We start from the raw sequence: 14,200 nt of genomic DNA on the forward strand, positions 1-14,200 counted from the left end.
CGATGCCGACGATCCACCGCCTCGACCCCCGCGATGCCGCCACGGCGCGGCGGTGGGACGAATTCGTCTTCGCGTGCCCGAAGGCGACGTTCTTCCACCGCAGCGCGTGGCAACGGCTGATGCGCAGCGTCTTCCGCCACGAGACGCACTTCCTGTTCAGCGAGTCGGGCGGGCGCATCGACGGCGTGCTGCCGCTGGCGCGCGTCAGGAGCCTGCTGTTCGGCCATGCGCTCGTCAGCCTGCCGTTCGCCGTCTACGGCGGCGTCGCGGCCGACCACGAGCCGGCCGCGCAGGCGCTCGAGCACGAGGCGCAGCAGCTCGCGCAGCGGCTGGGCGTCGAGCACCTCGAGCTGCGCCAGCTCGAGCCCCGCCACCCCGACTGGCCGCGGCAGGACCTGTACGTCACGTTCCGCAAGCCGATCGCGCCCGACGAGGAGGCCAACCTGCTCGCGATCCCGCGCAAGCAGCGTGCGATGGTGCGCAAGGGCATCCAGCGCGGGCTGCAGGCCCACCTCGACGACGGCGTCGAGCGCTTCTTCGCGCTGTACGCCGACAACGTCCACCGCCACGGCACGCCGGCGCTGCCCAAGCGCTACTTCCAGGCGTTGCGCGACACCTTCGGCCCCGACTGCGACGTGCTCACCGTGACCACCGCCGAGGGTCGGCCAGTGAGCAGCGTGCTGAGCTTCTACTTCCGCGACGAGGTGCTGCCGTACTACGCCGGCGACGCCGAGGCCGCGCGCGAGCTCGCGGCCAACGACTTCAAGTACTGGGAGCTGATGCGCCGCGCGTGCGCGAAGGGCCTGAAGACCTTCGACTACGGCCGCAGCAAGCAGGGCACCGGCAGCTACGCGTTCAAGAAGAACTGGGGCTTCGAGCCGCAGCCGCTGCACTACGAGTACCGCCTCTACAAGCGCGACGCGGTGCCGCAGAACAACCCGGCCAACGCCAAGTTCCGGCTGATGATCGAGGCATGGCGGCGTCTGCCGCTGGCGGTGGCGAACTGGCTCGGCCCGCACATCGTGCGCAACCTCGGGTGACGAGGTGAACCTGCTCTACCTCGTCCATCGCCTGCCGTACCCGCCCAACAAGGGCGACAAGGTGCGCTCGTACCACCTGCTGCGCCACCTCGCGGCGCGGCACCGCGTGTTCCTCGGCAGCTTCGTCGACGACCCCGACGACGAGGCGCACGCCGACACGCTGCGCCAGTGGTGCGCCGACCTGCACCTGGCGCGGCTGCACCCGAGGAGCGCGAAGATCCAGAGCCTGCCGGCGCTGCTCGGCGACGAGCCGCTGACGCTGCGCTACTACCGCGACGCCGGGCTCGCGCAGTGGGTGCGGGCGGTGGCCGCGCGCGAGCGGCTCGATGCGGTGGTCGTGTTCTCGTCGTCGATGGCGCAGTACGCCGAGGGCCTTGGGTTGCCGGTGCTCGTCGACTTCGTCGACGTCGACTCGGCGAAGTGGGCGCAGTACGCCGAGCACCACCGCTGGCCGCTGTCGTGGGTCTACCGGCGCGAGGGCGAGCGGCTGCTCGCGGTCGAGCGCGCGGTGGCGTCGCGCGCCGTGCGCGCGTTCTTCGTGACCGACGCCGAGGCGGCGCTGTTTCGCCGGCTCGCGCCCGAGTGCGCGGCGCGCGTCGTCACCTCGGGCAACGGCGTCGACGCCGACCACTTCGCGCCCGACGCCGCGCGGGGGGCGCCCTTCGCGGCCGGCGAGGTGCCGATCGTGTTCACCGGCGCGATGGACTACTGGCCCAACGTCGACGCGGTGACCTGGTTCGCGCGCGAGGCGCTGCCCGCGCTGCGCGAGCGCTGGCCGGCGCTGCGTTTCCACGTCGTCGGCCGCTCGCCGGCGCCGGCGGTACAGGCCCTGGCGGGCGACGCGGTCCACGTCACCGGCACCGTGCCCGACGTGCGGCCGTACCTGCAGTACGCCGCCGTCGTCGTCGCGCCGCTGCGCGTGGCGCGCGGCATCCAGAACAAGGTGCTCGAGGCGATGGCGATGGCGCGGCCCGTCGTCGCGGCCGCGGGCTGTGCGCAGCCGATCGGTGCACGCCTCGGCGACGAACTGATCGCCGCCGCCGACGCCCCGGGCTTCGTGCGCGAAGTCGACGCGCTGCTGCGCGATCCGGCGCGTGCGGCGGCCGTCGGCGCGGCGGGGCGCCGCCGCGTCGTCGATCACCACAGCTGGCCGGCGCAGCTCGCGCCGATCGACGCGGCGCTCGATGCGCTGCGCACGGCGCAGCCGCTGGCCGCCTGAACGCCCGCCCACGAAGGCCGCACGCATGAGCGCGATCCCCGCCGACCTGCGACTCGCCTCGCCCTGGCGCAGCGCGCTGCCCGCCGTCGTCGGGCTCGTCGTCGCGATCGCGCTGATGTACCGCGACACGCTGATGGCGATGGTCGACGTGTGGTCGCGTTCCGACACGTTCGCGCACGGCTGGGTCGTCGCGCCGATCAGCCTGTGGCTGATCTGGCGTCAGCGCGAGCGGCTCGCGGCGCTGACGCCGAAGCCCGCGCCGTGGGTGCTGCTGCCGATGGCCGCGCTCGCGCTCGCGTGGTTCGCGGCCGACCTCGTCGTCGTCAACGCGCCGGCGCAGTTCGCGTTCGTCGGGCTGCTGATCCTCGCGGTGCCGGCGGTGCTCGGCGTCGAGGTGACGCGTGCGATCCTGTTCCCGCTGCTGTTCCTGCTGTTCGCGGTGCCGTTCGGCGAGTTCACGGTGCAGCCGATGATGGAGTGGACGGCCGACTTCGTCGTCCTGGCGCTGCAGTGGACCGGCGTGCCGGTGTACCGTACCGGGCTGCACTTCGTGATTCCGAGCGGCAGCTGGTCGGTGATCGACGAGTGCAGCGGGGTGCGCTACCTGATGGCGTCGTTCATGGTGGGCTCGCTGTTCGCCTACCTGAACTACCGCTCGTACCGCAAGCGCGCCGTGTTCATGGCGTTCTCGCTGGTGGTGCCCATCGTCGCCAACTGGCTGCGCGCGTACATGATCGTGATGCTCGGGCACCTGTCGGGCAACCGGATCGCCGTCGGCGTCGACCACATCCTGTACGGCTGGGTCTTCTTCGGCATCGTGATCTTCGTCATGTTCGTCGTCGGGATGCGCTGGGCCGACCCTGACGAGCCGCCGGCCGGCGCGCCGGCGCCGGGGCTCGGTGCCGCGGCGTCGCAAGCCGCGACGCAGCGCGCGCTCGCGGTGCTGGCCGGCGCGGCGATCGTGGCGCTGGCCCCGCATGCGGCACTGTGGGGGATGCAGGCGTCGGAGCGCGCGCAGGCGGCGCCGCAGCTGCAGCTGCCGGCATCGTTCGCGGCCTGGAGTGCCGTCGAGGCGCCGGCCATCGGCTGGTCGCCGCACTTCGTGAACCCGTCGCTCGCGGTGACGCGCAGCTACAGCGGCCCCCCCGGCACCGTCACCGCGCACGTCTTCTACTACCGCGCGCAGAACGCCGAGCGCAAGCTCGTCAATTCGCTCAACGGGCTGGTCAGCCACAACGAGCGTCAGTGGACGGTCAAGCGCCCGGGCACCGTCACGGTGGACCTGGGCGGCCAAGCCGTCACGCTGCGCTCGGCCGAAGTCGTCGGGCCCGAGCGCGGCAGCGCGCTGCCGCGCGAGCACCTCGTCGTCTGGCACGGCTACTGGGTCGACGGTCGCTTCCTCGTCGGCGACCTGCAGGCCAAGCTCGCCGGCGCGGCCTCGCGCCTGCGCGGCCACGGCGACGACGGCGCCGTGATCGTGCTGCAGGCCGCCGCAGCGACGCCCGAAGCGTCGACGGCCGCGCTGCAGGCCTTCGCGCGCGACGCCCTCGGGGAACTGGCAGCCGCGTTGGAGCGTACGCAGGCCGGGCGCTGAGCGCGGCCGCGACAGAACGAATCGTCATCGAAAAGGGAGTCCTCATGAACACGGTCGCCGTCATCGGTCTGGGCTACGTGGGCCTGCCGCTCGTCGTCGAGTTCGGCAAGCACATGCGCACGATCGGTTTCGACATCGCGCAGCACAAGGTCGACGCGTGCCGGCGCGGCACCGACCCGTCGCGCGAGCTCAGCGACGAGGAGATGGCGCAGGCGCGCCACGCCGTCTACACGAGTGATCCGGCGATGCTCGGCGAGGCCGACATCATCATCGTCGCGGTGCCCACGCCGGTCGACGACGCGAAGATCCCCGACTTCCGCCCGCTGGTGGGCGCCAGCACGAGCGCCGGCCGCCACATGAAGAAGGGCGCGATCGTCGTCTACGAGAGCACGGTGTATCCCGGCGCGACCGAGGAGGTCTGCATCCCGGTGCTCGAGCGCGAGAGCGGGATGAAGTGGAAGCAGGATTTCTTCGTCGGCTACAGCCCCGAGCGCATCAACCCCGGCGACAAGGAGCACACGCTGACGAAGATCCTGAAGATCGTCAGCGGCGACACGCCCGAGACGCTGGACAAGGTCGCGAAGCTGTACGAGACGATCGTCGAGCCCGGCGTGCACCGCGCCAGCAGCATCAAGGTCGCCGAGGCGGCCAAGGTCATCGAGAACACGCAGCGCGACCTCAACATCGCGCTGATGAACGAGCTGGCGATCATCTTCGACAAACTCGGCATCGACACCAGCGAGGTGCTCGAGGCCGCCGGCACCAAGTGGAACTTCCTCAAGTTCAAGCCGGGCCTGGTCGGCGGCCACTGCATCGGCGTCGACCCGTACTACCTGACGCACAAGGCCGACATGATCGGCTACCACCCGCAGGTGATCCTGGCCGGGCGGCGCATCAACGACGGCATGGGCAAGTTCGTCGCCGAACAGACCGTCAAGCACATGATCGCCGCGGGCAGCTACATCAAGGGCGCCAAGGTCAACGTGCTCGGCCTGACCTTCAAGGAGAACTGCGGCGACCTGCGCAACAGCAAGGTCATCGACATCATCCGCGAGCTGCAGAGCTACGGCGTCGAGGTGCACGTGACCGACCCGCTGGCCGCGCCCGACGAGGCGATGCACGAGTACGGCGTCAAGCTCGAGCGCTTCGAGGACCTGCCGCGGGCGGATGCGATCGTCGCCGCGGTGGCGCACCGCGACTACATGAGCCTCGGCCTCGAGGACTTCAGCCGCAAGATGGTCAAGGGCGGCGCGTTCATCGACGTGAAGGCGGCATTCGATCCGAAGGCGTTCGAGGCGGCGGGGTACAAGGTGTGGCGTCTGTGAGCGCCGCCGTGGCATGAGTGTCAATCCTCGGCCGCTGATCGCCCACGTCGTCTACCGCTTCGACACCGGCGGCCTCGAGAACGGCGTCGTCAACCTGATCAACCACCTGCCGGACGACGCGTACCGGCACGTCGTCGTCGCGCTGACCGAGGTCACCGACTTCGCCCGGCGCATCCGTCGCGCCGACGTGCGCTGCATCGCGCTGCACAAGCGCCCGGGGCAGACCTGGTGGCTGTACCCGCAGCTGCTGAAGCTGTTTCGCGCGCTGCGCCCGGCCATCGTGCACACGCGCAACCTCGCCGCGCTCGAGGTGCAGCCCGCGGCGTGGCTCGCCGGCGTGCCGGTGCGCATCCACGGCGAGCACGGGCGCGACGTCGGTGATGTCGACGGCAGCAACCGCACCTACCAGCGCGTGCGGCGGCTGTACCGGCCGTTCGTGCAGCACTACGTGGCGCTGTCGCGCGACCTGCAGCAGTACCTGGTGGACAAGGTGCACGTGCCGCCGCAGCGCATCACGCAAATCTACAACGGCGTCGACACGCAGCGTTTCCATCCTTCCGCTGCGGGGCCCGAGCCGATCGAGGGCTGCCCGTTCGACCCCGCGCGGCACTGGCTCGTCGGCACCGTCGGCCGGATGCAGACGGTCAAGGACCAGCCGACGCTCGCGCGCGCCTTCGTGCGTGCGCTCGAGCTGCAGCCCGCGCTGCGCGAGCGGCTGCGGCTCGTGATGGTGGGCGACGGGCCGCTGCGGGCGCCCTGCGAGGCCGTGCTCACCGACGCCGGCGTGCGCGAGCTGGCGTGGCTGCCCGGCGAGCGCACCGACGTGCCGGCCGTGATGCGCGGGCTGCACGCGTTCGCGCTGCCGTCGCTGGCCGAGGGCATCTCGAACACGATCCTCGAGGCGATGGCCAGCGGCTTGCCGGTGCTCGCCACGAACGTGGGCGGCAATGCTGACCTCGTCGACGAGGGCGCGACCGGCTGGCTCGTGCCGGCGGCCGACGTCGAGGCGATGGCGCAGGCGCTGGTGCGGCTGGCGCAGGATCCGGCGCACGCCGCCGCGATGGGGCGTGCCGGCCGCGCCGCGGTCGAGGCCCGGTTCAGCCTGCAGGCGATGGTCGAGGCCTACCAGCGCGTCTATGCCGATGGCCTCGCTGCCGCCGGCGTGCTGCCGCCGCCATCGAAGGCCGATGCCACCATGGTGCCGCTGCGAACCCCATCCATCGTTAGACCTGGCGTCCACCGAGAGGAGCGCAACGAGCGATGAGGCCTGCTGCGATCCCCCAAGGCTTGCAGTGCTAGACTTGTCCAATTAAAAGGACAGGTCTCATGCGTGTCGTCACCTTCTCCGAGGCTCGGAATCGTCTGAAGCAGGTCATCGACCAAGTGGTGGACGATGCCGACGTCACCGTCATCGCTCGGCGTGACGCGCCTGATGCGGTCGTGATGTCGCTGGACACCTACAACAGCTGGATGGAGACGGTGCACCTGCTGAAGTCCCCGGCCAACGCGGCGCACCTCGCCAAGTCCATCGCCGAGCTCCGCGCCGGCGAAGCGCAGGAGCGCGGACTCGCCGATGCCTGAGCGGGTCGTCTGGACCGCGTCAGCCTGGGGCGACTACCTGTACTGGCAGAGCCAGGACCGCAAGACGCTCAAGCGCATCACCGCGTTGATCCAGGACGCGATGCGCCACCCCTTCGAAGGCATCGGCAAGCCCGAGCCTTTGCGGGAGAACCTTGCAGGCTTCTGGTCGCGACGCATCGACGATACCCATCGCCTCGTCTACACGGTCGAGGGCGACATGCTGGCCGTCGTCGCCTGTCGGTATCACTACGACTGACCCCGGCGGGGGAGGGCGCATCCAGGCCCCTCGTTCAAGGGGTCCGTGCCGTGTGTCGGAAATCATGACACCGGGCGGTGGAGGCGAAATGCGGTCACGAGTGTCATGGGCCTCGCCTACCATTGCCGCTGCGCAGGTTGCGGCACCGGACGGTGCGGCGGCGCGAATCGGGTCCCCAACTCCCCATGTGCGGCATCACCGGCATCTTCGACACCCGCGGCACGCGTGACATCGACCGCGCGGTGCTGCAGCGCATGAACGACGCGCAGTTCCACCGCGGGCCCGACGAGGGCAGCGTGCACGTCGAGCCGGGGCTGGGGCTGGGCCACCGGCGGCTGTCGATCATCGACATCGCCACCGGCCAGCAGCCGCTGTTCAACGAAGACGGCTCGGTCGTCGTCGTCTTCAACGGCGAGATCTACAACTACCAGCAGCTGATCCCCGAGCTGCAGGCCGCGGGGCACACCTTCCGCACGAAGAGCGACACCGAGGTCATCGTCCACGCGTGGGAGCAGTGGGGCGAGGCCTGCGTCGAGCGCTTTCGCGGCATGTTCGCGTTCGCGCTGTGGGACCGCGGCCGCCAGACGCTCTTCCTCGCGCGCGACCGGCTGGGCGTCAAGCCGCTGTACTACGCGCTGCTCGACGACGGCCGCCTGCTGTTCGGCAGCGAGCTCAAGAGCCTGCTCGCCCACGGGGGCCTGAAGCGCGAGCTCGACCCGCTGGCGGTCGAGGAGTACTTTGCGCTCGGCTACGTCGCCGAGCCGCGCACGATCTTCAGGCAGGCCCGCAAGCTGCCGCCCGCGCACACGCTCGCGATCCGTCGCGGGGCGCCGCTGCCCGAGCCGCGCGAGTACTGGGACGTGCGCTTCACGCTCGACAACCCGATCGCCCTCGACGAGGCCTGCGCCGAACTGCAGCACCGGCTGCAGGAGTCGGTGCGGCTGCGCATGATCTCGGAAGTGCCGCTGGGGGCGTTCCTGTCCGGCGGCGTCGACTCGAGCGCGGTGGTCGCGACGATGGCGGGGCTGTCGGCTGGGCCGGTCAACACCTGCAGCATCGCGTTCGACGACCCGAAGTACAACGAGAGCGAGTTCGCGCAGAAAGTCGCGAGCCGCTACCGCACGAACCACCGTGTCGAGACCGTCAAGTCCGACGACTTCGACCTCATCGACACGCTGGCCACGCTGTACGACGAGCCCTACGCCGACAGCTCGGCGATCCCGACCTACCGCGTGTGCCAGCTCGCGCGCAAGCACGTCACGGTGGCGCTGTCGGGCGACGGCGGCGACGAGAACTTCGCCGGCTACCGCCGCTACCGCCTGCACCTGATGGAAGAGCGGCTGCGCAGTGCGCTGCCGCTGTCGGTGCGCCAGCCGGTGTTCGGCTTTCTCGGGCGCGTCTACCCGAAGGCCGACTGGGCGCCGCGCGTGCTGCGCGCCAAGACCACGTTCGAGGGCATGGCGCGCACGTCGGTCGAGGCGTACTTCCACTCGGTGTCGCTGCTGCGCGGGCCGATGCGCGCGCAGCTGTTCAGCCCGGCGTTCAAGGCGCTGCTCGGCGGCTACGACGCGCGGCAGGTCTTCGAGCGCCACGCCGCGCGCGCCGGCACCGACGACCCGCTCGCGCTCGTGCAGTACCTGGACCTGAAGACGTACCTGGTCGGCGACATCAACACCAAGGTCGACCGCGCGAGCATGGCGCACAGCCTCGAGGTGCGCGAGCCGCTGATGGACCACCCGCTCGTCGAGTGGCTGGCCACGCTGCCGAACCACCTGAAGGTGCGCGGCCACGAGGGCAAGGTGCTGCTGAAGAAGGCGATGGAGCCCCTGCTGCCGCACGACGTGCTGTACCGGCCGAAGATGGGCTTCGCGGTGCCGCTCGAGCGCTGGTTCCGCGGCCCGCTGAAACAGCGCGTGAAGGACGCCGTGCTGGGCGAGCGGCTCGCGGCCACCGGCTGGTTCGACCGCAAGTATCTCGAGCACCTGGTGCACGCGCACCACAGCGGTGTGCGCGACTACAGCGCGCCGCTGTGGTCGCTGCTGATGTTCGATGCGTTCCTGCGCCAGGTGGTCGACGGCGGGAAGGCCGCGCCGGCGGCGCGCGTCCATGAAGAGGCGACCCCGGCATGAGCTTGCGCATCCTGCACGTCCTCGACCACTCGATCCCGCTGCACAGCGGCTACACGTTCCGCACGCTCGCGATCCTGCGCGAGCAGCGCAAGCTCGGCTGGCAGACCTTCCACGTCACGAGCCCCAAGCACACCGCCACGCGCGACAGCGAGGAGACGGTCGACGGCTGGCACTTCTACCGCACGCTGGTGCCCGCCAGCGGCAAGAAGCTGCCGGGCCTGGGCGAGGTGGAGCTGATGCGGCAGTTCGAGCGCCGCCTGCGCGCCGTGGCGCAAATGGTGGAGCCCGAGATCATCCACGCCCACTCGCCGGTGCTCAACGCCATTCCGGCGCTTCGGGTGGGCAAGGAGCTTGGCATTCCAGTCGTCTACGAGGTGCGTGCGTTCTGGGAAGACGCAGCCGTCGACCACGGCACGACCACCGAGGGCAGCCTGCGTTACCGCTTGTCGCAAGGCATGGAAACCTACGCGCTGCGCCGCGCGGCGCACGTCTTCACGATCTGCGAAGGGCTGCGCGGCGACATCGTGGGCCGCGGCATCGCACCCGACAAGGTCACCGTCATCCCCAACGCGGTCGACATCGAGAAGTTCGAGCCCAGCGGCACGCCCGACGAGGCGCTGAAGGCGCAGCTCGGTCTGCGCGGAGCCACCGTGCTGGGCTTCATCGGCAGTTTCTACGCTTACGAGGGTCTCGACCTGCTGCTGGCCGCACTGCCGCAGATGCTGGCCCAGCGCCCCGACGTACGCGTGCTGCTCGTGGGCGGCGGCCCGCAGGAGGCGGCGCTGAAGGCACAGGCGAAGCAACTGGGGCTGGCCGATCGGGTCGTCTTCACCGGTCGCGTGCCGCACGAGGAGGTGGGGCGCTATTACGACCTCGTCGACGTCCTTTGCTACCCGCGGCACAGCATGCGCCTGACCGAGCTCGTCACGCCGCTCAAGCCGCTGGAGGCGATGGCCCAGGGCCGCCTGCTGGTGGCCAGCGATGTCGGCGGTCACCGGGAACTGATCCGCCACGGCGAGACGGGCGTGCTGTTCCGCGCCGGCAGTGCCGAGGCGCTCGCGCAGGCCCTGCTCGAACTGCTCGCGCAGCGCGAGCGCTGGCCTCGGCTGCGTGCCGAGGGGCGCCGCTTCGTCGAGGCCGAGCGCAACTGGGCGCGGAGCGTGGCGCGCTATGACGCTCCGTACCAGTCGCTGATGCGCCACCCGATCGCCGCATGAATGCGCTGGCTGGCATGCGCATTTGCCTTGTTGGTCCAATGCCGCCACCCAACGGCGGTATGGCAATGCAGACGCGCCAGCTCGCCGAACTACTACGGTCCGAGCAGGTCGTCGTGGAGTTGGTGCCGACGAATCTGCCTTATCGTCCGGCGTGGGTCGGCGGAATGAAAGGGGTACGCGCCCTTTTTCGGCTCGTTCCCTACGTGACGCGACTGTGGCGTGCGGCCGGGCGGAACGATCTCATGCACGTGATGGCCAATTCAGGCTGGTCGTGGCACTTGTTCGCGGCGCCAGCGGTTTGGGTGGGGCGCGTGCGGCGCGTGCCGGTCGTCGTGAACTACCGTGGCGGCGAGGCAGCAGCGTTCTTGGATCGTGCCGGGAGGGCTGTGGCGACCACCATGCGCCGCGCGTCACGCTTGGTCGTGCCGTCGGGATTCCTGCAGGAAGTGTTTGCCTTGCACGGCATGGGAGCGGAGGTAGTGCCGAACATCGTCGACCGCAGCCTCTTCTTTCCCGGCGAACCCACTGTGCCTCCCCAAATTATCGTCGCCCGAAATCTAGAGCCGATATACGACAACGCCACAGCATTGAGGGCATTCGCCATTGTTCGAACTCGCAGACCCGATGTTCGTTTACTAATTGCCGGTACTGGACCCGAAGCAGGCTCGCTGCATCGGCTCGCCAGTGAACTTGGGATTCAGGCCGCGGTGGAGTTTGCCGGCCGCTTGGAGCGGGAGGTCATGGCACAGCGGTTGCGGGCGAGCGTGGTGTCATTAAATCCCAGTCGCGTGGACAACATGCCCAACTCCGTGCTGGAAGCCCTTGCTAGCGGGGTCCCCGTCGTCAGCACGGACGTCGGTGGCGTTCCCTACATCGTCAAGCACGGTGAAACAGCGCTGCTCGTCCCACCGGGGAATCCGACGCGCATGGCTGAAGCCATCCTGTCCCTGCTGGAGGACGCGTCGCTTGCGCAGCAGCTGCGTTCGGCCGGGCTGGCGAGCGTCGCAGCCTACACGTGGGATTCTGTCGGTCCTCGGTGGGGTCACATCTATCGGGACGCCTACCAATGTGCCTCCGCAGTTTGAGGGCTGGAGGGCTCGGCCATGCGTGACCTTTTCCTGGCCTGCGTCGTCTTCGGTGCGCTGCCGTTCATCCTCAAGCGCCCCTTCTGGGGCATCCTGATGCTGGCGTGGCTCGGCTACATGAACCCCCACCGACTGACTTGGGGTTTCATGTTCTCGATGCCGGTTGTGCAGATCGTCGCGATCGTCACGCTGATCGGCATGCTGGTCTCGAAAGAGACCAAGCGCATGGTGTGGAGTCGCGAAATCGCCGTGCTCGTGCTCTTCATCGTGTGGATGGGCATCACGACGACGACGGCCTTCTACCAGAACCTCGCGATCCAGCAGTACGAGAAGGTGATCAAGATCCAGATCCTGACCTTCATGACGCTGTTGATGCTGACCTCCGAGCGCAAGGTCCACCTGTTCATCTGGACGATCGCGCTGTCGCTCGGTTTCTACGGGGTCAAGGGCGGGCTGTTCACGATCGTCAACGGCGGTGTCTACCGGGTCCAGGGGCCTGAAGGGACGTTCATTGGTGGAAACAACGAACTGGCACTGGCGCTGGTGATGACGATCCCGCTGATGCGTTACTTGTACCTTCATGAGAAACAAAAGTTGATCAAGCTCGGCCTCGCGGCGGCAATGGTCCTGACCGCCATCGCCGCGTTCGGCACGCAGTCGCGGGGGGCGCTGGTGGCGCTCGTCCTCACCGGTGGCATCTTCTGGCTGAAGAGCCGGCACAAGTTCGTCACGGCCATTCTCATCGCCACGGCGGCTGGTGTTGCGCTATCCGTGATGCCGGCCGAGTGGTACGAGCGGATGAGCACCATCAAGACCTACCAGGAAGACGGCTCGGCACAGGGACGGATCAACCAGTGGGGCAATGCGATCAACATTGCCAACGACCGCATCACCGGCGGTGGCTTCGAAACCTGGCAGCGGCCCGTGTGCGAGCGCTACGCGCCCAACCCCAACGACTGCCGGGACGTGCACAGCATCTACTTCGAGGTGCTCGGCGAGCACGGCTGGATCGGGTTGGCCATCTTCCTGACCCTGCTGGGCATGACATGGCTGAAGTGCAGCTCGATCATCCGCCGCACGAAGAAGGATCCTGCGCTGCTGTGGGCGCGCGACCTCGCCGCGATGGTCCAGGTCAGCATGGTGGCTTACCTCAGCGCGGGGGCCTTCCTCGGGCTGGCCTACTTCGACTACATCTACCACCTGGTGGCAGTGGTCGTCGTGACGAACCATCTGGTGGGTCAGGCGACCAAGTCGGCGCCCAGCGCGGTCGGTGCCGGTCTGCCAGCCCGGCGCGATGAGGGCCTGCAGGCATCGCCGCCCGCCCGCATCTAGCGGGATCTGCGGAGGATGGTCGGCGTGTTCGCAAAGGCTTTGGCTCGCACCGTCTACCGCACGCAGGAGCGCGCGGTGCGTCGGCCCACGTTCGACTATCTGGCCGATCTGGAGCGCAGCCAGTGGCTCGATCGGGTGGACATCGAGGCGCTGCAACTGGCCAAACTGCGCGAACTGCTTGGCGTGGCCTGGTTGCATTCACCCTGGCACCGCCGCCGCCTTGAGGCGGCGGGCTTGTCACCCGGCGCTCTGACCCACCTGCACGACCTGCGACGGCTGCCCTGCATGACGAAGCAGGACGCCGCCGCGCACCACGAGGAAATGGTTTGGCACGGCGTTCCCGGTGGCGCCTTCAAGTACAACACTGGCGGCTCCAGCGGCACGCCGCTCATCTTCCACTTTGGCCGCTGGCGTCAGGCGTCGGATGCTGCGGGCCGCATGCGTGCGCGGCGCTGGTGGGGCGTCGAGCCGGGAGATCCGGAGGCTTACCTGTGGGGTGCGCCCGTCGAACTCAGCAAGACCGACTGGGTCAAGACGGTGCGCGACCGGCTGATCAATCAGCTCGTCCTCAACGCGTTCGCGATGTCGCCCGCGCGCATGGACGGCTACCTCGACGCGCTCGAACGCTTCTCACCGTGCTGCCTCTACGGCTACGCCAGCTCGGTCGCGCTGCTGGCCGCGCACGCGAAGGAGCGCGGACGGCGGCCGCGCCTGCCGCGGCTGAAGGTCGTCTGCACCACCGGCGAGCCGCTGTACCCGCATCAGCGCACGCTGATCGGCGAGGTCTTCGGTGCACCGGTCGCCAACGAGTTCGGCAGCCGCGACATCGGCTTCACCGCGCACGAGAGTCCCGACAATCCAGCCGGTGCGATGTTGCTGATGAGCGAGAGCATCATCCTCGAGGTGCTCGATGCGCAGGGCCAACCCGTGGCGCCCGGCGAGCTGGGCGAGGCGGTGATGACCGGTCTGTGCTCCGATGCCCAACCCTTCATCCGCTACCGCACCGGCGACATGGTGCGCCTTAGCGCTGATCCTGACGGCGGCGGCCGCGGCCTGCACGTGATCGCCGAGGTCGTCGGCCGACGCACCGATTTCCTGGTGCGCCCCGACGGCACCATCATGCACGCCCTCGCGGGCATCTACGTGCTGCGCGCGACCGAAGGCGTGGGCGAGTTCAAGCTCGTCCAGCACGCCGTGCGCGACCTCGAGGTGCTCGTCGTTCCCGGCCCCGGCTGGGTGGCTGAGCGTGTGCCGGCGATCGAGGCCGGGCTGCGCCAGCGTCTGGGCGACGACGTGCGCGTCAACGTGCGTGTCGTCGACGCCATCGCGCCCGAGGCCTCTGGCAAGCACCGCTACGTGGTCAGTCACGTGCCGCTGCAGGGCGAGCTGGCGCAGGCCGCCGCCATACACTGAGTCACGACC

At 69.2% G+C, this 14,200-nt stretch carries 12 protein-coding genes; all 12 read left to right on the forward strand.

Annotation, left to right across the window (positions count from 1 at the left end; translation table 11 throughout):
• Window positions 1-2: 2 nt before the first annotated feature.
• The 12 genes from MOJ79_RS14870 to MOJ79_RS14925 all read left to right on the forward strand — a co-directional run bounded on the left by MOJ79_RS14870 (window position 3) and on the right by MOJ79_RS14925 (window position 14,191).
• Window positions 3-1,040 carry a FemAB family XrtA/PEP-CTERM system-associated protein gene (locus MOJ79_RS14870; protein ID WP_241924855.1) on the forward strand — a complete coding sequence of 346 codons (1,038 nt, stop codon included), beginning with the start codon at window positions 3-5 and terminating at the stop codon, window positions 1,038-1,040.
• 4 nt (window positions 1,041-1,044) lie between these two features.
• On the forward strand, window positions 1,045-2,259 hold the full coding sequence (locus MOJ79_RS14875) for a TIGR03087 family PEP-CTERM/XrtA system glycosyltransferase (RefSeq protein ID WP_241924856.1): 1,215 nt from the start codon (window positions 1,045-1,047) through the stop codon (window positions 2,257-2,259).
• Between the two features lie 25 nt (window positions 2,260-2,284).
• Window positions 2,285-3,853, forward strand: coding sequence for an exosortase A (xrtA, locus tag MOJ79_RS14880; RefSeq protein ID WP_241924857.1), 1,569 nt, complete (start codon window positions 2,285-2,287; stop codon window positions 3,851-3,853).
• 44 nt (window positions 3,854-3,897) lie between these two features.
• Window positions 3,898-5,178, forward strand: a complete 1,281-nt coding sequence (locus tag MOJ79_RS14885) for a nucleotide sugar dehydrogenase (RefSeq protein ID WP_241924858.1) — start codon at window positions 3,898-3,900, stop codon at window positions 5,176-5,178.
• Between the two features lie 13 nt (window positions 5,179-5,191).
• Window positions 5,192-6,442, forward strand: coding sequence for a TIGR03088 family PEP-CTERM/XrtA system glycosyltransferase (locus MOJ79_RS14890; protein ID WP_241924859.1), 1,251 nt, complete (start codon window positions 5,192-5,194; stop codon window positions 6,440-6,442).
• Window positions 6,443-6,504: 62 nt separating this feature from the next.
• Window positions 6,505-6,759, forward strand: a complete 255-nt coding sequence (locus tag MOJ79_RS14895; RefSeq protein ID WP_119352625.1) for a type II toxin-antitoxin system Phd/YefM family antitoxin — start codon at window positions 6,505-6,507, stop codon at window positions 6,757-6,759.
• Window positions 6,752-7,015, forward strand: coding sequence for a Txe/YoeB family addiction module toxin (locus MOJ79_RS14900; protein ID WP_241924860.1), 264 nt, complete (start codon window positions 6,752-6,754; stop codon window positions 7,013-7,015). Before MOJ79_RS14895 ends, MOJ79_RS14900 begins: the two co-directional genes overlap by 8 nt.
• Before the next feature lie 185 nt (window positions 7,016-7,200).
• Window positions 7,201-9,144 carry an XrtA/PEP-CTERM system amidotransferase gene (locus MOJ79_RS14905; RefSeq protein WP_241924861.1) on the forward strand — a complete coding sequence of 648 codons (1,944 nt, stop codon included), beginning with the start codon at window positions 7,201-7,203 and terminating at the stop codon, window positions 9,142-9,144.
• A gap of 2 nt (window positions 9,145-9,146) precedes the next feature.
• Window positions 9,147-10,361, forward strand: a complete 1,215-nt coding sequence (locus MOJ79_RS14910; protein WP_241924881.1) for a TIGR04063 family PEP-CTERM/XrtA system glycosyltransferase — start codon at window positions 9,147-9,149, stop codon at window positions 10,359-10,361.
• Window positions 10,358-11,446 carry a glycosyltransferase family 4 protein gene (locus MOJ79_RS14915; RefSeq protein WP_241924862.1) on the forward strand — a complete coding sequence of 363 codons (1,089 nt, stop codon included), beginning with the start codon at window positions 10,358-10,360 and terminating at the stop codon, window positions 11,444-11,446. Before MOJ79_RS14910 ends, MOJ79_RS14915 begins: the two co-directional genes overlap by 4 nt.
• Before the next feature lie 18 nt (window positions 11,447-11,464).
• Window positions 11,465-12,778: a putative O-glycosylation ligase, exosortase A system-associated gene (locus tag MOJ79_RS14920; RefSeq protein ID WP_241924863.1), complete on the forward strand. Its 1,314-nt coding sequence runs from the start codon at window positions 11,465-11,467 to the stop codon at window positions 12,776-12,778.
• A 15-nt stretch (window positions 12,779-12,793) separates the two neighbouring features.
• Complete coding sequence (locus MOJ79_RS14925; RefSeq protein WP_241924864.1) at window positions 12,794-14,191, forward strand: phenylacetate--CoA ligase family protein; 1,398 nt, start codon at window positions 12,794-12,796, stop codon at window positions 14,189-14,191.
• The last annotated feature ends 9 nt before the right edge of the window (window positions 14,192-14,200 follow it).

The sequence above is a fragment of the Calidifontimicrobium sp. SYSU G02091 genome, from assembly GCF_022631395.1.
Classification (GTDB): Bacteria; Pseudomonadota; Gammaproteobacteria; order Burkholderiales; family Burkholderiaceae_C; genus Calidifontimicrobium; species Calidifontimicrobium sediminis.

Coding starts and splice junctions, on each gene's coding strand:
- MOJ79_RS14895 (WP_119352625.1), top strand. CDS start 6,505: ATGCGTGTCGTCACCTTCTCCGAGGCTCGGAATCGTCTGAAGCAGGTC.
- MOJ79_RS14925 (WP_241924864.1), top strand. CDS start 12,794: ATGGTCGGCGTGTTCGCAAAGGCTTTGGCTCGCACCGTCTACCGCACG.
- MOJ79_RS14890 (WP_241924859.1), top strand. CDS start 5,192: ATGAGTGTCAATCCTCGGCCGCTGATCGCCCACGTCGTCTACCGCTTC.
- MOJ79_RS14920 (WP_241924863.1), top strand. CDS start 11,465: ATGCGTGACCTTTTCCTGGCCTGCGTCGTCTTCGGTGCGCTGCCGTTC.
- MOJ79_RS14905 (WP_241924861.1), top strand. CDS start 7,201: ATGTGCGGCATCACCGGCATCTTCGACACCCGCGGCACGCGTGACATC.
- MOJ79_RS14885 (WP_241924858.1), top strand. CDS start 3,898: ATGAACACGGTCGCCGTCATCGGTCTGGGCTACGTGGGCCTGCCGCTC.
- xrtA (WP_241924857.1), top strand. CDS start 2,285: ATGAGCGCGATCCCCGCCGACCTGCGACTCGCCTCGCCCTGGCGCAGC.
- MOJ79_RS14900 (WP_241924860.1), top strand. CDS start 6,752: ATGCCTGAGCGGGTCGTCTGGACCGCGTCAGCCTGGGGCGACTACCTG.
- MOJ79_RS14870 (WP_241924855.1), top strand. CDS start 3: ATGCCGACGATCCACCGCCTCGACCCCCGCGATGCCGCCACGGCGCGG.
- MOJ79_RS14915 (WP_241924862.1), top strand. CDS start 10,358: ATGAATGCGCTGGCTGGCATGCGCATTTGCCTTGTTGGTCCAATGCCG.